This window comes from Phycisphaerales bacterium, assembly GCA_016716475.1.
Lineage (GTDB): Bacteria > Planctomycetota > Phycisphaerae > UBA1845 > Fen-1342 > JADJWG01.
This window is the reverse complement of the sequence record JADJWG010000002.1, coordinates 1098081-1118979: the sequence shown is the minus strand read 5'-3', so window position 1 is coordinate 1118979 and position 20899 is coordinate 1098081. Positions and strand designations below refer to the sequence as shown.

Below are 20899 nucleotides of genomic sequence, written 5' to 3'. Positions count from 1 at the left end.
CCTATCGCACCAGGGCCAGGACTTCGTTCGAGAGCGAGTCGAGCACCGACAGGAAGCGGGCCGCCCCCTGGTACGAACGCTCAAATTTCGCGAGATTGATGGCCTCTTCGTCGAGACTCACGCCGCTGACCGCTTCACGTTGTGCCAACAGACTGCTGTACACCGCGTCCGCGGCTTCGTAGGAGGTCAGTGCGCCCGCCACCGTCACACCCAGCCCGTGCACGGTGGACTGGTGAAACTGCTCGATGCTGACCCCGCCCAGCAGGTCGGATGTGCGTTCGCCCAGCAGTGCCAGACGACCGGCATTGCGGCCGTCGCCGGGGGCACCGTCGAGCGAAGTCGCCAGCAGGCGCGGATCGCCCTTCAATGTGCCGTTCACCGCGATCGTGCTGGCATTTGTGCCGTTAAAGAATGTGCCAAGTCCCAGGGCCGCGAGCACTCCGGAGGTGTCCTCGGAGAAAGAGAGCTCGTAACCGGCCTGGGCTTGCAGGTCGATACGGCCGTCGGGCGTAAAGCCGACGCCGACCTGGCGGGCGCTGCCGAGGGCGGCCGCGAGTCCGAGGAGCGTCGTGTCGTTGCCGCGCAGGCCGTCCAGATCGATTTCCACCTGCGTGGTGGTGACACTGCCGGTTGTCTGGTCGCGGACGTGAACGAGGAAAGTTCCGCTCTGCACTGAGAAGGCGAGGCCGGCAGCGGCGTTGTTGAGAGGTACGCTCGGATTGCGGACCGGGTAAGTGCCGGTGAGCTGGGTGTAGCCCCGCAGACCCTGCCCGCTGCTGTGTACGCGGTTGACTTCGTAAATGAGGCCCCGGGCGAGGCCGTCCAGCCGCTCGAGCTGTCCGCCGATGTGCTCGTCGCGGGTCTGGAGCACGGCGCCGAGCCGGCCGTCACGGATGCGGACCGTGCCCTGATTGTCGGCGAAGCGGACCTCGAGTCGCGCCAATCCATCGCGGTTGACAACCTGTGTGGTGAAGCCACGGGAGCGGGTGAAGTCGACGACCGGCTCGCTTCCGACGTAAACGTTCACCACGCCGCCGCGCTGTTCGCGCACCTGAATGTCCATCATGGTGCCGAGTTCGCGCAGGAGCGTGTCGCGGCGGTCGCGCAGGGCGGCGCTGCCGCCGGGGCTGCGGGCCTCGGTGGTGACGATCAGCTCGTTGAGCTTGGCCACTTCATCGACGATGCCGTTGGCGCGTTGTGTCATCTGCGCGACGGTCGTGTTCAGATCGACCACGTGCTCCAGGAGTCCGGAACGGTGCCGTTGGAGAGATTGCACGACCTGATCGGCATTCGCGAGTACCAGATCGCGCGCTGTGGTCTCGAGCGGATCGGTCTGCAGATTGCCGAGCGATCCAAAGAAGTTTGTCAGTTGGGTGGAGAGGTCGGTCTCGGTCAGTTCGTTGTAGAGCCCCTCGACGCGGCTGAGGGTCTGGTAGCGGAGTTCCGCCCCGCTGCGTGAGCCGAGCGCCTGCCGTAACCGTGCTTCGACGGCTTCGTCGATGTGGCGGCTCAACCCGGTGAGATTGACGCCCAGCCCCGGCGCGATGCCCACACCCGCATGTCCGCCGTACAGCGCTTCGAGCCGGCCGGTCAGCCGCGTGTAGTTCGGGTTACCGACGTTCGCGATGTTCTGGCCCGTGACCGCCACCGCCGCCTGGTACGCGGCGAGAGCGCTCTGGCCGATGCTGTAAGCTGAACCTAACACGGCAAACCTCTTAACCGACGGCGTCGACCCAGGTGCGCGTCGCCCGTGCGTCGCGCTGGCCAGCAGGCCCATACAGGGGGGTGGCGGTGGTGACACCGGCCACCTCGGCAAAAATGCCGCGAATGTGACTTTGCAGTTTCTGTGCCACCAGCGCGACGAGCTGGTTCTTCCGCTGCAATTCCTCGGCGGCGGCCTGCAAACCCGCACTGCGAGCCCGCAGAGATGATGCCAGCGGCTCGGGCAAGGTGGCCGCAAGGTCGCCGAGCGTCACGCCTTGGTCGGTGGCCACGTGCAGGGCCTGCGCGGCGCGCGCAAGAACCGCCTTGCGCTGCTGCTCGCGCCGGAAGACCTCGCGCAGCAACTGCTCTTCGCGCGCGGCGCAGGCCTCCAGTGCCGGCGTGTCCGCCGCCCGCAGGGCCGTGATCTTGCTGCCCGCGAGCTGCGCAAGTTGCTGGAGAACCTGCTGGAACTCGGCCAGCTCCTGCGCCAGCGCAGGCAGGACCTGCGCGGCTGCCGGACTGAGGCCGGCTCCCGGGCGGGGCGCCGCAGGATGGGTGGCGGTCGGCCGTGTCATGCGGCGGGCTCCTCGGTCAGGCGCTGAGTAGCGAGTGTGGCGGGCCAGGCGACCCGGTCGGCACCTGGGCCCGCAGGTGCGGTCCGTGGCGGCGCGGTGCGCACTTTCCCGTGCTGCGACAACTCACGGACGACGTGGTCGTTCAACCCACGGTCGGCCAGTGCGACGCGGTCGGCGATACGCTGGTCGAGCTGCTCACCGAAAATGGATTCGGTTTGTCCGCCGTCGATCCAGTCCGCCTTGAACGGTGCGCGGCGGGCCTCCGCTAACAGCGGTCCGAAGAACAGCTCCGTCAGAAATTGCGCAGCCGCCTCACGGACCGCCGGGTCCGACTCGGTGGGCGCGGCTGGGCGTGGGGTTGCTGCCGCCGGAGGGTAGAGTGCGGAGGTCAACGCTGAAATTGCGTGCAGCACGGTGGTTCCTCAGCGATACTGGATGCGCGCGTGCAGGGCCTTGGCACGGTGCAGGTGCTCGATGGCGTCGATGATCTGGTCCGGGGTGGCCTGAATCGCGGACAAGGTACGGAAGAGCTCATCGAAGCCGACGGTGCGGGCGGCGGTGGTGTCGGGGGGCGCGGTCTCCGGTTCACCTTCCCGGGGTGCTCCGATGCGCAAGGTGCCGAGACCCGGAATTTGCAGCACCGCCGGTGACACGCGGACAGAAGCCGTGAATGCAACGTTCCGCGTGGCACGGTCGATGGTGACCAGCGCGGCCGGCTCGGGCAGATCGAAAAGCGGGGCCTGTTGCACACGGCTGATGAAGCGGGCCAGGTCCCCCTGCTCATACGGCGGGACGTGGACCAGCACGTTTTTTGCGTCGAGTGCGTGGGCCAGTGGGATGAGGCCACCCTCGTCGGGTGTGTCGCCCGAGAGCGTCGGCGCGAGTGGGCCGCTCAGTTCGTGATTGATCGACCGGGCCACGAGATTGGCCCAGGTAAAGTCGGCGTGCGTGTCGTCGAGCACCAGCGTGATGACGCCCTGCCGCAGGAAGTTGTAGACCACGTCCTCTTCGAGCACGGCCCCGGCGGCGATGAGGCCCCGCGTCGGGGTACTGGCATCCGGTGTTGTCACACGGCCACCGGCCAGCGCAAAAATAGTCCAAGTGCCGGGATCTTCGGGATCCAGCGCGGCATACTGCAGTGGTGTGGTGAGAAGTTGCCCGCCTGTGAGCCGCGTGGCGGTTCCCAGAGTCGAGACGGTAACGTCGATCGTCTGGCCCTCACGCGCGCCGAACTCGGGGATCGTGGCTTCCACAACCACGAGCGCGATGCTCTTGTTGCCTTTGACCTCGTCGAGGTTCAGCACGGGGGCATGATGCCGTTCGTGCAGCTTCATCAGGGCACGAATGGTCGGGACGTACTTTTCACCGTCGCCGGTTCCGGGCAGACCCACCACCAGGCCGAAGCCCATCAGCTTGTTCGTGCGCTGCCCCTGCAGACGGGCTACATCCTGCACACGAACCTGGGCGACCGCGCCAGCGACCAACAGACCCACAGCGAGCAGGGCGGCGGCCCGTGGAACGGTCGATCGCGCGTGCATGCTGGGCTTCCTCATCGGCTGCTGTTCCTTTCCACGTCTCATCTGAACCTCGGTGCCCGGGGGCTTCCCGGCCCTCGTCGACTAGAACGGCCGGAACAGGTCCAATCCCCGCATCAGCCAACCGCGGCGGGTCGCATCGCGGACGATGCCCGCGTGCTTGACCTTGATCTCCGGCGCCGCCATCTGTGTACTCAACACGGTGTTCTGCGGCGTGATATCGATGGCGCGGCACTCGCCCGTAAGCGTGATGGTGAAGCCCTCCTCGTCGATCTCAATGACTTTGCTGGCTTCGAGAACGAGGTTGCCATTTGGCTTTACGTCCACGACCCGCGCCGTGACCCGCGTCGTCAGCTCGTCCTTGCGGTCGTACTTTCCATCACCGCCGTACTTGTTCTTGAAGTCGAACAGTGCGGCCGGGTTGCCCTCGGGAAACTGCGCAGGGACGAGTCCGGCTACGCCGCTGAGGCGGATCCACTTGGACAGCTCCGTGTCAAAGCTCCAGTTCTTGTTTGATTCCATCTTGCCGTCGGTCGTCGCGCTCTTGCTCTCGCGCACGATGATCGTGACCAGGTCGTGGACCTTGACCTTCTCCGGCTCGGGCACTTCTACCGCGAACGGTGAGACGCGCAACAGAGTGCCGTTCGGACGGGGCTTGATCCGTTCCGCCGCGAGCGAGGCCTGCCAAGTGGCGTGCTCCTTGGTACCGCCCGGGCCGCGCGCGGGCTGGGTCGTCGGACTCGGCCGCGGACCTTCGGGCGCCGGACCGCCAAAGAGGGAGTTCCGCTGGGCAAGGGCCGGCGCCGCAAGGCCGAGCACCAGGAGGGCGAGAGCGACACGTGCCGACATTGTGATCCAAGGTGAAGCGTTCATAGGTCTGCTGCTCCCTGCTGGTGCTCAGGAGTCGTTGGAAGAAACCAGCCGCACGGTCCCCAGCGCTGTGACCACGCCGTCTACGATGCGCCGACTGTTTCGCTCGTGGCCGAGCCGGACCCGGACCGCGTCGCCGAAACCGCCCGAGTCGAGCGCAATCCCGCTCAGTTGCAGCCGCACGCCACCCGACTCATTCATGACGGTGACGGGCCGCGAGCGTGCAACCAGCGGCGCCGCTTTCACCACGTCCGCAGTGATCAGTTCGCCGATGGGCGTGAATTTGCGAATCTGCAGGCCGACGAGTTCCTCGCGCGTGGCAAAACCAAGCGCCGTGGCGTCATCGAAGGTCTGTGGTTTCAGGGTGAGATCCTCCCGCCGCAATGCGTTTCCCGGGTTCAGGGGGCGGGCCGCTACCGCCACCTGCCGAACCAGGCGGACGTGTGCGAGGATCTCGATGCGGCGCTGGGCGTGGCCAGCGCGGCGAATCAGCACCCGAAACGTGCGCAAGCCGAGTGGACTGCGGTCTCGTGAACTGATGGAGAACTCCCACGGGGGTGTCGTGAGGCGCAGGTACTGCTGGCTGGCACCCTCGAAGCGCAGGTCGGCATGGCCGCCGAGTGCCCGCAGCTCCGCGTCGACGTGTGCCCGCAGCACGTCTGCGAGCGTCGGCATGTCCAGGTCGCCCACGTCTTCGCGCGGGTTGCGAAGCAGGGGGGCGGTGACATTGCCGGTAGCATCCACCGGGCGGACACGCACCAGTGTGCACTCCATGGCACCGCTGACAAGGACACGGGCGAGGTTGATTCCGATCGCATCCAGCCGGGCCATGACTTGGGCGTGCGTAATCAGCGGCGGCATCTGCTCGCCCGTGCCGGGGAGGAGCGGAGCGGCTGCCAGCGCTGTGCGCAGCTCCTCACGCGCCACTTCGAGCACCAGCACATCCGCGAGCGTTGGAATCGGACCGCTGATTTCAGCCCGGCTCATGAGTCGCAGGCGCTGCAACCCCTCCTCGGCCCAGGCGGCGCCGCCGGTCCCCAGCAGCGCCGTGAGCAGGATGAGTGCGTTCCTCATTTTCATGTTCCTACCTCCGCGGCTCCGCCGCCGGTGTCAGCCGCGTTAACGCCGCAAACTCGCGATGGTGCGCAGGGATTCGTCTGCGGCCTGGATCGTCTGGGAGTTCATCTGGAAGACGCGCTGGGCCTTGATCAGCTCCACCAGCTCGGCTACTGCTTCGGTGGTGCTTTGCTCGAGGTGGCCGCCCATGATCTGCCCCCGCCCGTCCGTACCGGCGGTGCCCTCGATGGGTTCACCGGAAGCCAGCGTGGCGGTGAAGATGTTGGCTCCCTCGTGCAGCAGGCCAGAAGGATTCACGAAGCGCGCCAGTTCGATTTGACCGAGTTCCTGGGCGGTGCCGTCCGGCATCGTGGCGATGATCCGGCCGTCACTCGAAATACCGATGCGGTCACGCGGCACATCGTCCGGAATCGTGGGCGAATCCTTCAGCCGGTAGCCGAAGCTATGACCCAGCACGAGCTCACCTTCCGAATTGCGGATCCAGTTGCCGGCCCGCGTATAGCCCGTGCCGCCGCCCGGCAACTCGACCTGGAAGAAACCATCCCCCTGAATCATCGCGTCGAGGGGTTCGCCGCTCGGGATCGCCGAACCCTGCTTGAATAGCGTCTGGGTATTGCTCAAGGCCACACCCAGGCCGATCTGCGTACCCAGTGGCGATTCACTTTCGTCGCTGGTCTGCACGCCCGGCTGCTGCCGCAACTGGTACAGCAGGTCCTGGAAGTTCGCCCGCGCGGCCTTGAAACCGACGGTGTCCGCATTCGCAATGTTGTTGGCGATCACGTCGATCTTGGTCGACAGCGCCTGCATGCCGGTCGCGGCGGTGTGAAGTGCGGTAATCGCCATGGGGGTTCAACTCCTGATGCCGCGACCCTCAGCGGGCCGGGGGCTCGGCCAATTTCCACTGTTGCTAGACGCGCAGTGCGGAAGAGATCAGCCGACTGACCGTTTCATCCTGCAGCGCGATCATCCGGGCGTTGACCTGGTAGGCGCGCGAGGCCGTCATCAGGTCCACCAGTTCCGCGATCGGTTCAACCCCCGAGGTTTCGACATAGCCGCTTTGCACGAGTGTCGCCGGCGCCTCGGTCGCTGCGCCCTCCGGCGCGATGAAGCGGCCAGCGCCTGTCTTGCGCAGTGCGGTGTAGTTCGCCACATCTGTTACCCCCAACCGCGCGACCACACTGCCGTCTTGGAGAATCTGTCCGTGCTCGTCGATCGCGGTATCGGCGGCGTGTGGATTCAACCGGATGGGCACGCCGCCCGGACCGAGGATGGGGGCGCCGTCGGACGCCGCGACCAGCAGACCATCGGAGCGCATTTGCATACGTCCGTCGCGCGTGAACTGGGTCTGGCCCTCCGCCATTACTGCGAAGAAACCGGGCCCATGGAGCGCGACATCGTGCCAGTTGCCGGTGGGTTGCTTCGGTCCTTCGCGGAAATCCGTGTGTGTCGTACCAAGCCACAGCCCCCGGAAAGTCCTTCGAGATCTACGGCACTCGCGCCCTGCTGCAAGCCGGCCAGTGTGGCCGGCAGGCGCTCCGCGAACGTCGCCACGTCGCGTTTGAAACCGACGGTCTCAGCGTTTGCGAGGTTGTTCGCCAGGACCGACTGCCGGTACTCGGTCGTCATCATCCCTGCGGCGGAGTGGTACAGACCGAAGATCACGCGGTTTCCTCCGGTGTGTGCGGAGCCGGAACGGCGGGTGTGGTCGGTGGCAATTGGCCAGCGACCTGTTCCTCCGTGAAGCGTCGCCACGCCTCGGCCAGCACCCGCCGTCCCAAATGGCTCCAATCCGAGCAGGAAGCGGACGCGTCCGGCGGCGTGGTATGCTCCTGGGGCATGGGGCCACCGTGCGCGGCCGATGACGACCACCTTTCTGCCACCCACGTCCTGGGAAGCTGTCGTCGCATCAAGCTGCTCCCGACTCGGTTCGCGTCAGGTGAGGCACATCCATGTGCCGCGACCCCAACGCGTGCAAGGCACTAGGGCAGGGGGCATGCCAGAGGAGTGGAGACCGCCGGAGAGCGGCACGGGAAGATAGCTAAATAGTTGTAAGATTATGACTTAAGATGCAGAGTGACAGCGTCTCGGGGTGCTCTTCAATGGGTGTCCACGAGTCGGACTTTCGCGCGGCGCTTGCGCGGCCTTGCAGGATCTGCAGGGGCAGAAGCGGGTGTGGTCAGGCAGAAGTACTCGGCGGCGGTGTGAGTACCCGTTTCGCGCGGAGCAGTCGCCAACGTCGAGCCCGGCGGCGCACTTCCTTGCGCCGTGCTTTTACGGCTGCGGCCGCGCTGCGGGCCGCATCGTCCAGCTCCTCAATGCGTCGCAGGAGCGCTTCGACGTTTTCCGGTTGATCGAGGAAGGATGCGAACTCGCGCAACGTGCCGCGCCCGCGGCCGAAAGCATAAGGTTCGATCAGCAGGGCGAGTTGTGCTCCAAGGGGGGCGAGGGGCTTGTGGCCTTCAAGTATGAAAAGGGCGGCCGCCCCGTAGCCCCTGCGCACGAGCGCATGCGCCCACCGCTCGATCAACTCCCCGCGGCGCTCAACGGACAGTTCTTCCATGTTGCAACTGCTACTCTCTGCAATCGCTGCTCCCGATGGGCGCTTGAGCGGAACTGAGATGGTTACGACGTCGGGATACGCCGCAGCCAGCCGTAGGTATCCGGCGCATCACCCACCTGAACGGCTCGCAGCTTGTCGTACAACTCCGCACAACGCGGTCCGGGATGACCATCCTGCGAGTAGACGATCTTGCGATCGCGCCACGTAATGGATCCTACCGGCGTGATGACGGCCGCGGTGCCGCAGCAGCCTGCTTCGCGGAAGCCGAGCAATTCCTCGACGGCGACCGGTCGCCGCTGTGGGCGCAGTCCCATTTCCTGGGCCAGCGCAATCAGCGACTTGTTCGTGATCGACGCCAGGATGGACCCGCTTTCGGGCGTGATGTACTGGTCTTCGGCCGTGATCGCGAAGAAGTTCGCGGGTCCTGATTCGTCGATGTATTTCTTTTCGCGCGCGTCGAGGTAGAGCACCTCGGAATAGCCGCGTTCCTTGGCCCGGAGCGAGGCGCGCAGCCCGGCAGCATAGTTTCCACCCACCTTGGCATCCCCGACGCCGTTAGGCGCGGCACGGTCGTACTCCTCCTCGACGATCAGGTCGACCGGCTTGAAACCGCTCTTGAAATACGGCCCGACCGGCGTCACAAATACGATGAACTGGAACTCGGACGCCGGTTTCACGCCGACCTGGGCCCCCGTACCGATCACCAGCGGGCGGATGTACAGCGCTGCCCCGGTACCGTAGGGCGGGACGAACCGCCGGTTGGCCGCAACGACACGCTCAATCGCCGAGATAAACAATTCGTGCGGCACCGGGGCCATGTGGATCTTGCGGCAGGAGTGTTCCATCCGCTTGGCATTCTCGTCGACCCGGAAAACGACCACCTCTCCGGTGCGCGTCTCGAACGCCTTCAGACCCTCGAAGCACTGTTGACCGTAGTGCAGGCAAGTGGCGGCCATATGGATTGGGAGCGTTTCGTCCGGCGTGAGAGTGCCCTGGTCCCAGTGCCCATCGCGGAACAGGCAGCGGAGGTTGTAGTCTGTCCGATAGTACCCAAACGCCAGCGTGCTCCAATCGAAATCGGCGCGGGGGAGACCAGCGTCTGATCGATCGGTGGCGCAGGGTCCGGTGATGGCGGTCATGGCAACCTCCTTCCATAGGCAGAATAGGCCGGGCCGGCAGGGGTGGCAACTGACGGGATTCCTTGGAGCGCCGGTGTCTCGCACGGGTGGCCGCGCCGCCGAACGACTGGTTCCGTCGTATAATCCCGCCATGGACCATGCCGATGTGCCACCCACGGATACGACGTCTCCGTCGCGCGTCCACCTGCTCGACCTCGACCCAGCCGGACTGCGCAGTCTGTTCGAGACCTGGGGTGAGCCGCGCTACCGCGCGGACCAGGTGCTCGACTGGATCTATGTGAAAGGTATCGAACGTTTCGAAGAGATGACCAACCTCTCGAAAGGTCTGCGGGGCCACCTGATCGAACACTGCCTGCTCTACAGCGGTACGGTCACTGCCGAGACCATTTCCACCGACGGCACGCGCAAGTTACTGCTGACCTGGCCCGACGGCCGCTCGGTAGAATCCGTCTGGATTCCCGAGGCCGTACGGCATACCGCTTGCATTTCCTCGCAGGTCGGCTGCCCGGTTGGCTGCCGGTTCTGCGCCAGCGGCATCAACGGCGTGCAGCGCAACCTGACCCGCGGCGAGATCGTGGAACAGGCCCTCCGCGTGCGTCGCCTCGTCAACACTGCTGCGCAGGCGGAGGAGATCCCATCCGATGCCCGCCTTTCGAACATTGTGCTGATGGGTATGGGCGAGCCACTCGCGAATTATGATGCCGTGCTTGGGGCTGTGCGGACCATCAATGCTCCCTGGGGGCTGAACATCGGGGCTCGCAAGATTACGCTCAGTACCGTTGGGCTGCCCAAGCAGATCCGCCGACTTGCGGATGAGGGGCTGCAACTCAACCTGGCGCTGTCGCTGCACGCGCCCGAAGAAAATCTGCGTCTGGAGCTGATTCCGTGGGGGAAGGTCCCCATTCGCGAACTGCTCGACGCATGTGCTTACTACTTCGACCAGACCGGTCGCGAGATTACACTGGAATATGTGCTTCTGGATGACGTCAACATGGCCCCCGAGCACGCCGATGCGCTCGCTCGCATCGCCCGCCGATTGCGCTGCAACCTGAACCTGCTGCGGTATAATCCGGTTGAGGGCTTGCCGTTTCGCCGTCCAAGCAGCGAGTCCAGCTACGAGTTTCAACGCCAACTGCGTGACCGCGGCGTTAATGCCCACATCCGAACCTCCCGCGGGCAGGATATCGACGCCGCCTGTGGCCAGCTTCGCCGTAGAGTCGTCGCCGGTGCCGGCTTGGGGGGCACGTCCGAAAACTGATCCCGGTTGAATTTTAATCGTTCACGCGCACGCCGGCAAAGTTTGGCTTGGCATTCTCACGTAGCCGAAATATAGTCCATTAGGCCGTGGTTACCTCCGTAGGGCTGGATTCGAGAGACCGTGTGATTTCGCAACGGCACAATTACTTGTTCGCGACGCAGCGGTTGTTTACCGTGCTCGCGGCGATTGCGCTTTTGCTCCCGGCCCGGGCCCTGACGGGTAGTACGTGCTTGTGCTCGCACCACCCGCAGCAGACGGTAGGGCAGGTGGCGGATGATGTGGATGAGTCTGAAACCGCAGCCACCAGTACACCGCATTCTTGCTGCGGTGGAACGTTGGTGCCGATAGCATCCCTGCCTACGCCGACATCGAGCGACTCGAGCACCCCTGCGGACGAGCGGCCCTGCAGTTGCCCGCCTGGCTGCGAGGGACCCTGTGCGATCAGCAAAACACCAGTACCGCTGGATCGTGGCCTTGAGCACACCGACCTAGCGCTCCGTGGCGAGCAGCGCCTGCGCCCCCATTCCTTATTCACGCCACTTTCACGCGTCGCCTGCGACATCTTTCACCCGCCGCGCGCCTAGCCCCCCCAGGATCGAATCCCTGTTGGCGTATGCACTGGCGCTGGTGGGTAGCACCCTCCCAATCGTCCGTTCCCATACGCTTGCTGTTCTGGCTGTTGAAGCGGGTTGATCGCGCCACCGCGCAGAGTGTGGCTTCATTCGCAGGAGCATCCCCAATGACCACGCAGGAGCATCGCCGGGCCGGGCCCGCGCATGCATCTTCGTCCGGTACCCAGCCGCCATCCGGAGGCAACCGTCATGATCTTTCCGCCCTCGTGCGCGGAGGTACGGAAACCCCCGTGGGTTCCCATACCCTGGTACCACCGCCACGCGCGCGCTGGCGGACACGCATTCTGTTACCGGGGGCGGTTTTTGCTGCGACCGGCTTGGCGCTCCTCTATGCAGCAGGTACAGCGCTCTGGCCGGCGACGCCCGTTGAAGTGGTGCCCGTACTGCAACGCTCCGGGGTGGCGTCGGAAGAGCCCGCCGGGGTCACGGCGGCGGACAGCGGTGCGCCGTCTGTCCCAAGCGCCGGGGGGGCCACGGTCCAAGCCCCCGGCTGGATCGAGGCCGATCCGTATTCAATTGCCGTAACGGCCCTGGCCGACGGCATTATCGCGGAACTGCTCGTGCTGGAGGGGCAATCCGTCAGCGCCGGGCAAGTGGTCGCCCGTCTTGTGGACGACGATGCTCGGCTGGCACTTGGCCGCGCGGTGGCCGAACTGGCTGCGGCCGAGGCCCAGGTTGCCAGCGCCGCCGCGCAACTGGCGGCGGCCGAGGCCGACTGGGAGCACCCGATCGAACTGCGCCGGATGCTTGAGACGGCGCAGGCACAGTACGTCCAGAAGCAGGCGGAACTGGATCGTTGGCCGTTCGAGCTGGCGCAGGCCGAGGCCGAGGCCGAGTATGCGGCGGCTGAGTACGAGCGTGTGAAGCCGTTGCATTCCGCCGGGCGTGCCAGTGACATCGAACTCATCCGTGTCCAGCAGGCGCATGCCGCCCAACAGGCCGCGGTTGCGATGATGCAGGCCCGCCGCCCGATTCTCGAAGCGGAACTACAAGGGCTTGCCGCCGAGTTGCGGGCGGCGGAGGAGAATCTGCGTCTCCGCATCACGGACACGCGTAACGTCGCGGAAGCTCGTGCCATGGCCGCACAGGCGGCGGCCGCACGAGATGCCGCCCTAGTCGCGCGTGATGAGGCCGCCCTGCGACTCGAACGCATGGAAGTGCGCTCGCCGGCCGCCGGCATCGTGATGAATCGCCTCAAGGAACCGGGTTCTAAGTTGATGCTGGGCGGCGATGAGCCCCGCTCGGCGCAGGTCGTGCGGATCTACGATCCTGCGAAGCTGCAGGTGCGCGTGGATGTGCCGCTGGTCGATGCCGCCAAGGTCGGGGTGGGGCAACCGGCGGAGATCGTCGTCGATGTGCTGCCCGAGCGTTCGTTCCGCGGAAGGGTGACACGCATGGTGAACGAGGCAGACATTTCGAAAAATACACTGCAAGTCAAAGTCGCAATTGAGCAGCCAGCCGCGGAATTGAAACCCGAGATGCTCGCGCGGGCGCGGTTCCTGAGTTACGGTAGCGTCGCCGGCGCCCCTACCGTGGCAAGCGCGGGGCTGACCGTGTACGCGCCGCTCGAATTGTTGCACCGCATGGGTGACGACATGGCGCATGCCTGGGTGGCCGACGTGGGTCGGAACGTGGCCGTACAACGGCTCGTGCGACTGGGGGCGACCCAGGAGGACGGCTGGGTAGCGGTGGTGGATGGACTACATCCCGGTGACCGGTTGATCGCAAATTTGACGGGACTGCGCGATGGCCAGCGGATACGTGTGACGGGCGAGGCGGCGCTTGCACGCCATGGGCCGGACACCGGTCCGCGCCGCGAGCACCGACCACTGGGGAGGCATTGAGATGCACGCACCAGCCCAGCGCGCCCCTTACTTTCGGAGTTATTCCGCATGCCATTAATTGAATGCCGACAACTGACGCGGACCTATACCAAGGGCGAAAACCTCATCAAGCCGCTTGCGGAGCTCGATCTCGATGTCGAGGAAGGCGACTTCCTCGCACTGATGGGTCCGTCCGGCAGCGGCAAAACCACGTTGCTCAACCTGATCGCCGGCATCGACCGCCCGACCGCGGGCAGTCTGCGCATTGCCGGGCATGAGCTGACCCGGATGTCGCGCTCGCAGCTCGCCGCCTGGCGCAGCGAGTACATCGGCTACATCTTCCAGCTCTACAACCTCGTCCCGACACTGACTGCCTACGAAAACATCGAGCTGCCGCTCCTGCTGCATAAGCTCGGCCGCCGTGACCGGCATCGGAAGGTCGCACTGGCGCTGGAGCTCGTGGGCCTGGCCGATCGCCACGATCACTACCCGCGCCAACTCAGCGGTGGGCAGGAGCAGCGCGTCGCAATTGCCCGTGCCATCGTGACCGACCCGAAGATCATCGTGGCCGATGAGCCGACTGGTGATCTCGATGCCCAGTCCGCGAAGGCGATTCTCGGGTTGCTCGCCCGCCTCAACGAGGAGCTTGGCAAGACGCTCATCATGGTGACGCACGATGCGCACAGCGCGGAGTACGCTCGCCAGGTGCTGCACCTGGAGAAAGGCCGTCTGGTGGAAGCCGTGGCAAGTTCCGCTCCCATTCGCCAGGAGGTGCCCTCTTGATCGCACCGCGTTTCATCCCGCTGGTTTGGAAACAGGTCGTGCGGCACCGTACCCGCACGATCCTGACTGTGCTCGGTGTGGCAGTCGCCATGTTCCTGTTCTCCGCGGTGCAGGCCATGCAGGCCGGTGTCGAAGCCGCCACCCGCACCAGCGCCGAGGACACGACGCTCGTCGTGTATCGCAAGGATCGTTACTGTCCTTTCACGAGTCGGTTACCACAGTCGTATGAGCAGCAGATCGGCCAGATTCCCGGTGTCGTAAGTGTCGTACCGGTCCAGATCGTGGTCAGCAACTGCCGCGCGAGTCTTGACGTGGTGACCTTCCGTGGAGTGCAGCGTGAGTCCTTCGTCGCGGCCTTTGTACCAGGGTTCGAACTGCTCGGTGGCTCCGTCCAGGACTGGGAACGGCGCAGCGATGCCGTCCTGATCGGTGAGACCCTGGCCCGCCGCCGCGGTTTCCGGGTCGGGGACCGGTTCGAAGCCGCCGGCATCAACGTGTACGTCGCCGGCATCATCCGCTCCCGCGAACCCCAGGACTGGAATGTGGCATATACCCACCTCGACTTCCTCCAGTTCCAGTCCGGGAGCCGTTCGGGCGGCATCGTGACACAGTTCAACGTCAAGGTCGCGGATCCCAAGTACCTCGACGATGTTGCCCGAGCCATCGACGACCGTTTTGCCGTGGATCAGGATCCGACCCACACCAGCCCCGAAAAGGCCTTCGTGGCGCGGGCCGCAAGCGACATCATCGAGATTGTTGGCTTTATGCGCTGGCTCGGCTGGGGGTGCCTGCTGGCGGTCCTGGCACTCGTCGGGAATGCCATTGTTCTGTCGGTGCAGGATCGTATCCGGGAGCACGCGGTGTACCAGACGCTTGGCTACCCAAGTCACCTCATCGCGCGCCTGATCGTGAGCGAGGGATTGCTCGTCAGTCTCAGTGGTGGACTGGTCGGCAGTGCACTGGCAGTCGGTTTCCTACGCTGGCGGGGGTTGGCGATGTCGGTGGACGGCCTCAGCATTCCTGTACAGGCCAGTCCGGCCGTCTTTCTGACCGGCCTGGGGATCGCTTGTGCGCTCGGTGTCGTAGCGGGTCTCATTCCGGCTTGGCAGGCCTCGCGACGCGAAATTGTGGCCTGTTTCCGGGCTGTCTAGGAGGATGCGCGTATGCGACTGTTGCCTTTCGAATACGCTGTGCGCAATCTCGGCCGCTCCCCGCTGCGACTTTTCGCAAGCGTATTGGGCAGCGCGCTGGTTGTGGGGCTTGTGCTCGCGGCCAGCGGCTTTGTCCGCGGCATGGAGCGCAGTCTCTCTGTCAGTGCCAGTCCCGACAACGTCATCCTGATTCGCGTCGGCAGCGAGGAGAGCATTGAGCGCAGCCAGCTCGCCGCGGGCTCGAGCACCATGGTGGCGGGTAGCGTGGCGGGCATCCGCGAGCGACTCGGCGTGCCCTACGTCTCCCCCGAAATCCACATGGCGCTGGTCGTGAAGACCGGCCCGGAGGACCCTCGTGAACTGGACGCGATCCTGCGCGGCGTGACCCCCACCGCGTTCCTCGTTCATCCGCAGGTGCAGATCGTCGCCGGCCGGGCACCGCGCCCCGGCGAGTATGAGCTGGTGGTTGGCCAGCTCGTGGCCACGCGCCTAGGTTTAGCGCCTCAGGAGCTGGAGCTCGGTCGCACGCTCTGGTTCGACCAGCACGCCTGGACGATCGTGGGTCGTTTTCAGGCGCCGCATACGGTGATGGACGCGGAAATCTGGGTCCCCCTCACCGACTTGCAGATCGCCACAAAGCGAGACAGCATCTCCTGTGTAGTGGTCACGCTGGATACCGCCGAGTTTGAGGATGTCGCCATCTTCGCAGCGCAGCGACTCGATCTGGAGATGACGGCCATCCGGGAGAGTGACTACTACGGCAGTTTGCTGAAGTTCTACGGCCCTGTGCGTGCGATGGTCTGGGCCACAGCGCTGCTCATCGGGCTGGGCGGGCTCTTCGGCGGCCTTAACACCATGTATGCGGCGTTCGCCGCCCGCGTGCGCGAATTGGGTACGCTACAGACGCTCGGTTATTCCCGTCAGGCAATTGCAGTGAGTTTTCTACAGGAATCGCTGCTCGCGACTGCGACCGGCGCGCTGCTGGCAACCTTCCTGGCGCTTGCGACGCTCGATGGCGTTGCGGTGCGCTTCTCGATGGGCGCATTCGCTCTGCTGCTGGACGGCCCGGTGGTACTCGGAGGACTGGTGGCCGGCGCCATGCTCGCCATCATCGGGGTCCTGCCACCGCTGTGGCGCTGTCTGCGTCTGCCGATTGTCGAAGCGCTCCGGACGGCGTAAAAAAACTGGGACATGGGATGGAGCTTGTGGAAGCAGGGCATCCATCGAATGCACACGTGAAAGCTCGTTGGACTCGAATTGGGAGTATGCGATGATGCGATGGGTAGCTTGGTTCACGGCGCTCGGCGCCATGGTGTTTGTCTGGGGGTGTGACCGTAATGTGCAGCCGGCGCATGAAGAAGCGGCGAAGAACAGCGCTACCGCCGGCCGGCCGACCGATAGCGGTCTACCTGCCGGCGTCCTGATCCACGAGGAACCCACGGGGGCCGAGCCCTTGGGTGCGGTCAAGGCCGATATCGCCCGAGAGGGGGCGGTTGTCGTGCGCGGCCGCATCGGTGGCCGCGCCGAACCTTTCGTCCTCGGTCGTGCGGCCTTCACTTTCGCGGACTTGTCTCTGGTGGCGTGCAGCGAAAAGCACAACGACGGCTGTCCGACGCCTTGGGACTACTGCTGCGAACCGCGCGAAGTCGTGCTGGCCAACACCGCCACGATACAGGTCGTGGGCGAGGATGGGCGCCCATTGCGTCTGGATCTTCAGCAAGCGGCCGGCCTCAAGCCACTGGCGGAACTCGTGATCGCCGGCCGTATCACCGAACGAGCCGAGGGCGGCGTACTGGTGATCAACGCCGAGCGCATCTTCGTCGTGAAATGAGCATTGCCCCGCCCACGGATCAGGCGCACTGATCCCAAGGCCGCCCACGCGGTATGCGGCGAATGCCGGTGTGCCGCGCGGGCTGCCATCTCAAGGGGGTTACTTCGGCAGCTTCGCCATCTCCTCTTCCGCGGTCTTGGCGACTCGCGAGTTCGGATAGTTGTCCATGATACGCTGGTAGTAACGCCGCGCCAGATCCGGCTTGCCGGTGTTGCGCATCTGCCGCGCCACCTTCAGCCATTCGGCGCTGCCTTCCTCGGCCTCGCGTTCGTACTTCTCCGAGGATTGCGTTTCGATCTGTTTGCGCACCTCCGGATCCTCGCGCAAGACCCGTGCCCGCTCGTTCGCCAGTTTACCCGTGGGGCGACCCGGATGGGCGAGGCCGATCTCGTCATACAACCGGATGGCTTCGGCATACTTACCCTGGCCGCGCAGTATGTCCGCATCGGCGAGCTTGGTCCGCAGGCCGCGCTCAATCTCGTCGTCGATCGGCTTCTCGATTTCGACCTTTTGAGCAAGCGCCCGCTTCACGGCTGCCTCGATACCGGCGCCGCGTGCGTTGGCCGACACCACGCGCCCATCACGCCCGATGACGTACATCTGGGGAATGCCCTGCACGCCGTACTTCTTCGCGAGCCGGCCGTCCTTGTCGTAGATGTGCAGCCAGTCCAGTTTCTCGGTGTCGATGTAGTTCTTGAGCGCGTTTTCCTGCCGATCGAGCGAAATACCGATGATCTCAAAGCCCTGGTCCTTGTACGCCTGGTACGCCTTCTTCACGTGCGGCATTTCCGCTTTGCATGGTCCGCACCAGGTTGCCCAGAAGTCGATCAGGACAACTTTACCGCCTCCTCGCTATTTTGTGTGGGTAACCTGAGCGATGGCCGGCAGCTTGAAGTCGAGTTTTCCGGCGATCAGGTAGACCATGGTGATCAGGTAGTGGGTCGAGCGGAAGCCGCGGGCTTTTCTCTTGGCCGACTGGATCAGGCTGTTGATCGCCTCCAGCGGTCCGTTACTGATTCGCGAAGTGAACCAGCGCAGCACGCCGCCCAGTGCTTCTTGATCGTCTTGGCCGCCTTGATCATGGCCGGAATCCGGCTGTGGGTGGCCCAGAAGTACCACTGCTTGAGCAGCGGTTCAGCCTCTTCCACGGTGTCGCAGGCGAAGAGATCCTGGAAGACACTCTTCATGTGCGTGGCCCGCACGGTCGCCAGCTTGCTGGAGCGCAACTCGTCAAAGACGCGGGCCTGCTTCTCGGTGCGGTTCCAGTCGTTCTTCAACCAGACGTAACGCGTGCCCTTGAGTTCCGGGTGTGTCCGCTGTTCCTCACGCCGGACCTGATCGACCGCAGCCCCAGCAGCTTCATCAGGTGGAAGTTGTCGAAGGTCAGTTGGGCCTCCGGGAACTGCTCGCGCAGACCGTTGATGAACGCCGCCGACATGTCCAGGCAGGCCTCCTCAATCTGCTCGGCCCGCCCGCCGTGAGCCTCCAGGTCGCGCTTGAACGCCGCGACGGTCCGGGCATCCTTGCCTTCGGTGGCGAACAGCACCCGGCTTGGCTCGTTGCCCAAATCCATGAACACGCTGATGTAGTTGTGGCCGCGGCGGGAAGTCTCGTCCACGCCGATGGCGGTCACCGGCGAGAAGTCCGCCGCGCGGGCCCGCTCGACATAGTGCTGCAAGACCCGCCACACCCGCGTGTCGTGCTCACCGATCAGAACGGCCACCTGCGCCGGCGTCATGCCGCCCTGCACCAACATCAGGATGAACGCCTCCATCAGCAGCGTAAAACCCGAACCCGGCCGCGACCACGGCACTTCAACCGTCTTGACCCCGTGGTCCGGACACTCGACCCGCGGTTGCCGGGCGTGCAATAGCGTCTTGTGCTGAAAGAAGTTCAGGTGCCGCCGTCCGCTCCGTGCTGTCGTAGGCCCCGCAACCGCGCGTCCGCACTCCGGGCAAGCGAAGCGGCTGCCGGAAGGGAAGTCCAGCCAGAGTTCCAGCTGCTGCCGGTCCCCGGAAAACTCGATCTTGCTGACGACCCACGGCTCGGCCAGCCCCAATGCCACCCGGAACAGCTCCTGCATCTGATCGCGCATCACTCGGCTTCCTTGCAGTCTGGCCGCGAACTCCGGCGGCTTCCTTCTCACCGGAGGGAAAGAAGCCGGGGTTCAGGGGCAGAGCCCCTGGCGGGGGTTTGGGGCGGAGCCCCATCGGATGCCGCTGCGGCCGCCTGATCCGCCGCATCCTCTCCGACCGCCGCCCGATCGAAAAGCGCCAGACCCCGCACAACTTACGTCACCAAGCTCACGGTCTTACCCACACAAAACAGCGAGGAGCCACTTTACCACGCAGCTCGTTCAGGTTGATCTGTTTGCCGGTACGGACGCACCGGCCTTCGAAATTCGGGAACTCCTGCCCTTCGCCCACCGGCCGTGCATGGGCGGCGGTGCTTCCCCAGTACCCTGTCAACAAAAGACCGGCGAGACTGAGCCGGAGCCATGGATGCAGGCGACTGCGCATGATGCACTCCCTCGTGAGGACGATCGATCGGACATGCACCGGCCCGCCCCGCAGGTCGCAAGCCGGCTCCCACACTCTAGCTACTATACTCGGCTACCACGGTGTGGTGCATCGGAAATTGTCGAAGTTCGTCACGGCACACACTGCTATGCCGCACGTGACCGGGAGCGATTCCGAACGACTTCTGCCCGAGTCATTTCGATTCGGAGGAGTCGTGGGGGCGGGTCGTGGGCGGGCTTCGTCCGGCCCGGAACCACGATCTGAGGACATCCTCGGCCGGCTTGCCACGCGGGGTGTACCCGAAGTCGCCGGCGCCGCCCGGAGCCGAACTCCATTCCCACCAGACGACACCAAGCAATTCCGGTGTATCGGCCCAGGCCCGCAAGAACGCCTCGTAGAGCCGCCGCTGTTCCTCATGGCCTTCGGGGCTGGCGGTCTGGTTCTGGTAGTAATTCCAGGGCGCCATCGCCGCCCCCTCCTGACTGCACCAGCCCACCTCGGTCATGACGAGTGGTTTACCGACCTGCCGCTGCCAATCCAGGATGGTGGCGCGAATCTCCCTCCACTTGTCAGCCACCTCGTCCACGGTGGGATTCTTGCGATCGGAGAGCGTGTTGTAGGTAGTCAGTCCGATGAAGTCGAGGTGCTGCCAGAAGCGGATGGGGCGGTAGTGGTCCCAGTTGGCCGAGTACCCGAGCTTGCCACCATGGAAGCGCGGACGCACCGCGGCGATCAGTTTTTCCCAGCGGGCTTCAAACTTCTCCGTACTCAGCAGTTCGGAGCCCACCAGGAGCGCGTCGGCTTCCGCCTCGCGCGCGATATCGGCGAAATGCAGGATGAACTCTTCATACTCCTGCCACCACGCATCCCAACTTGGCGGTTCGATGATCCCACGCCACTCGTTGCCCCGCGGATTGCGTAACAACACGATCGGCATCAGGATCACGTGCAGTTCGCGTTCGCGCGCCCGGCTGATCAGCGTCTTGAGATCGTCCCCAGAAGGGACTTTCCGCGTGTCGATGTAGATCGCCTGCGAACGGGCATGCTCCATATAGCCCGAGACGCTCAGCAGCACGGTGTTCGCACCGAGGGCCGCGACTTCGTCGATCAGCGGGCCGTACGTTTCGACCGGTTTCCAGCCGGAAGCAAGTTGAATGGCCATCCCACGGAAGGGGATCTGCATGTCGTTGGTTTGCCAGGTTACGGCGGTCGAATTCGCAGCGACCGTGGTTGTACCACTGGTTCCGGCCCACAGGAGTGCGACGACGGCCAACGCCAAGCCGCCGAGCAGTGCCAGCAGCAGCGTGTGGGCCGTGGCAGGTCGGCGGGAGGCGGAATGGGAACGTGGTCGATTCATACGCATCCTGTCCCTCGCGGTAGGCAACGTGTTTACGCCAAGCTTCCGATTATCGCGGCGCGTCGCCCGCTGACAAGCCGCCCGC

Annotated in this window: 19 protein-coding genes and 1 pseudogene; 6 read left to right on the top strand and 14 right to left on the bottom strand. The window is 64.9% G+C overall.

Annotation, left to right across the window (positions count from 1 at the left end; translation table 11 throughout):
- Window position 1: 1 nt before the first annotated feature.
- The 11 genes from flgK to IPM18_12235 form a co-directional block, all read right to left on the bottom strand.
- Window positions 2-1705: a flagellar hook-associated protein FlgK gene (flgK, locus tag IPM18_12285; GenBank protein ID MBK9120361.1), complete on the bottom strand. Its 1704-nt coding sequence runs from the start codon at window positions 1703-1705 to the stop codon at window positions 2-4.
- 10 nt (window positions 1706-1715) lie between these two features.
- Window positions 1716-2279: a flagellar export chaperone FlgN gene (gene flgN, locus IPM18_12280; protein MBK9120360.1), complete on the bottom strand. Its 564-nt coding sequence runs from the start codon at window positions 2277-2279 to the stop codon at window positions 1716-1718.
- Entirely contained in the window at window positions 2276-2692 is a 417-nt protein-coding gene (locus IPM18_12275; protein MBK9120359.1) for a hypothetical protein, read from the bottom strand. Before IPM18_12275 ends, flgN begins: the two co-directional genes overlap by 4 nt.
- Window positions 2693-2701: 9 nt before the next feature.
- Window positions 2702-3817: a flagellar basal body P-ring protein FlgI gene (locus tag IPM18_12270; GenBank protein ID MBK9120358.1), complete on the bottom strand. Its 1116-nt coding sequence runs from the start codon at window positions 3815-3817 to the stop codon at window positions 2702-2704.
- A gap of 81 nt (window positions 3818-3898) precedes the next feature.
- Window positions 3899-4687 carry a flagellar basal body L-ring protein FlgH gene (locus IPM18_12265; GenBank protein ID MBK9120357.1) on the bottom strand — a complete coding sequence of 263 codons (789 nt, stop codon included), beginning with the start codon at window positions 4685-4687 and terminating at the stop codon, window positions 3899-3901.
- Window positions 4688-4711: 24 nt separating this feature from the next.
- Entirely contained in the window at window positions 4712-5764 is a 1053-nt protein-coding gene (gene flgA, locus IPM18_12260) for a flagellar basal body P-ring formation protein FlgA (protein ID MBK9120356.1), read from the bottom strand.
- Between the two features lie 39 nt (window positions 5765-5803).
- A complete protein-coding gene (gene flgG, locus IPM18_12255) occupies window positions 5804-6604 on the bottom strand; it encodes a flagellar basal-body rod protein FlgG (GenBank protein ID MBK9120355.1) in 801 nt (266 codons plus the stop codon).
- A gap of 64 nt (window positions 6605-6668) precedes the next feature.
- Window positions 6669-7076 (bottom strand): hypothetical protein, encoded by a 408-nt coding sequence (locus tag IPM18_12250; GenBank protein MBK9120354.1) that lies wholly within the window; start codon window positions 7074-7076, stop codon window positions 6669-6671.
- A gap of 44 nt (window positions 7077-7120) precedes the next feature.
- Window positions 7121-7423 (bottom strand): hypothetical protein, encoded by a 303-nt coding sequence (locus IPM18_12245; protein MBK9120353.1) that lies wholly within the window; start codon window positions 7421-7423, stop codon window positions 7121-7123.
- Between the two features lie 514 nt (window positions 7424-7937).
- Window positions 7938-8321, bottom strand: a complete 384-nt coding sequence (locus IPM18_12240; GenBank protein ID MBK9120352.1) for a hypothetical protein — start codon at window positions 8319-8321, stop codon at window positions 7938-7940.
- A 62-nt stretch (window positions 8322-8383) separates the two neighbouring features.
- Window positions 8384-9460 carry a branched-chain amino acid aminotransferase gene (locus IPM18_12235; GenBank protein ID MBK9120351.1) on the bottom strand — a complete coding sequence of 359 codons (1077 nt, stop codon included), beginning with the start codon at window positions 9458-9460 and terminating at the stop codon, window positions 8384-8386.
- A gap of 73 nt (window positions 9461-9533) precedes the next feature.
- Here IPM18_12235 and rlmN point away from each other — a divergent pair, with 73 nt between their 5' ends.
- The 6 genes from rlmN (at window position 9534) to IPM18_12205 (ending at window position 16938) form a co-directional block, all read left to right on the top strand.
- On the top strand, window positions 9534-10718 hold the full coding sequence (gene rlmN, locus IPM18_12230; protein MBK9120350.1) for a 23S rRNA (adenine(2503)-C(2))-methyltransferase RlmN: 1185 nt from the start codon (window positions 9534-9536) through the stop codon (window positions 10716-10718).
- 862 nt (window positions 10719-11580) lie between these two features.
- The gene (locus tag IPM18_12225) at window positions 11581-13194 is read left to right on the top strand and encodes an efflux RND transporter periplasmic adaptor subunit (protein ID MBK9120349.1); all 1614 of its coding nucleotides are present in this window, start codon (window positions 11581-11583) and stop codon (window positions 13192-13194) included.
- A gap of 48 nt (window positions 13195-13242) precedes the next feature.
- Complete coding sequence (locus IPM18_12220) at window positions 13243-13956, top strand: ABC transporter ATP-binding protein (GenBank protein MBK9120348.1); 714 nt, start codon at window positions 13243-13245, stop codon at window positions 13954-13956.
- A gap of 89 nt (window positions 13957-14045) precedes the next feature.
- Window positions 14046-15107: an FtsX-like permease family protein gene (locus IPM18_12215; GenBank protein ID MBK9120347.1), complete on the top strand. Its 1062-nt coding sequence runs from the start codon at window positions 14046-14048 to the stop codon at window positions 15105-15107.
- 18 nt (window positions 15108-15125) lie between these two features.
- Window positions 15126-16286, top strand: coding sequence for an ABC transporter permease (locus tag IPM18_12210; protein MBK9120346.1), 1161 nt, complete (start codon window positions 15126-15128; stop codon window positions 16284-16286).
- A gap of 91 nt (window positions 16287-16377) precedes the next feature.
- Window positions 16378-16938, top strand: coding sequence for a hypothetical protein (locus tag IPM18_12205; GenBank protein ID MBK9120345.1), 561 nt, complete (start codon window positions 16378-16380; stop codon window positions 16936-16938).
- A 99-nt stretch (window positions 16939-17037) separates the two neighbouring features.
- Here the strand turns inward: IPM18_12205 and IPM18_12200 are convergent, their stop codons facing one another.
- From IPM18_12200 to IPM18_12190, 3 genes and pseudogenes are all read right to left on the bottom strand, one after another.
- On the bottom strand, window positions 17038-17715 hold the full coding sequence (locus tag IPM18_12200) for a redoxin domain-containing protein (GenBank protein ID MBK9120344.1): 678 nt from the start codon (window positions 17713-17715) through the stop codon (window positions 17038-17040).
- Window positions 17716-17790: 75 nt separating this feature from the next.
- Window positions 17791-19021: pseudogene (locus IPM18_12195) on the bottom strand (ISL3 family transposase).
- A 629-nt stretch (window positions 19022-19650) separates the two neighbouring features.
- On the bottom strand, window positions 19651-20814 hold the full coding sequence (locus tag IPM18_12190; protein MBK9120343.1) for a hypothetical protein: 1164 nt from the start codon (window positions 20812-20814) through the stop codon (window positions 19651-19653).
- Between the last annotated feature and the right edge of the window lie 85 nt (window positions 20815-20899).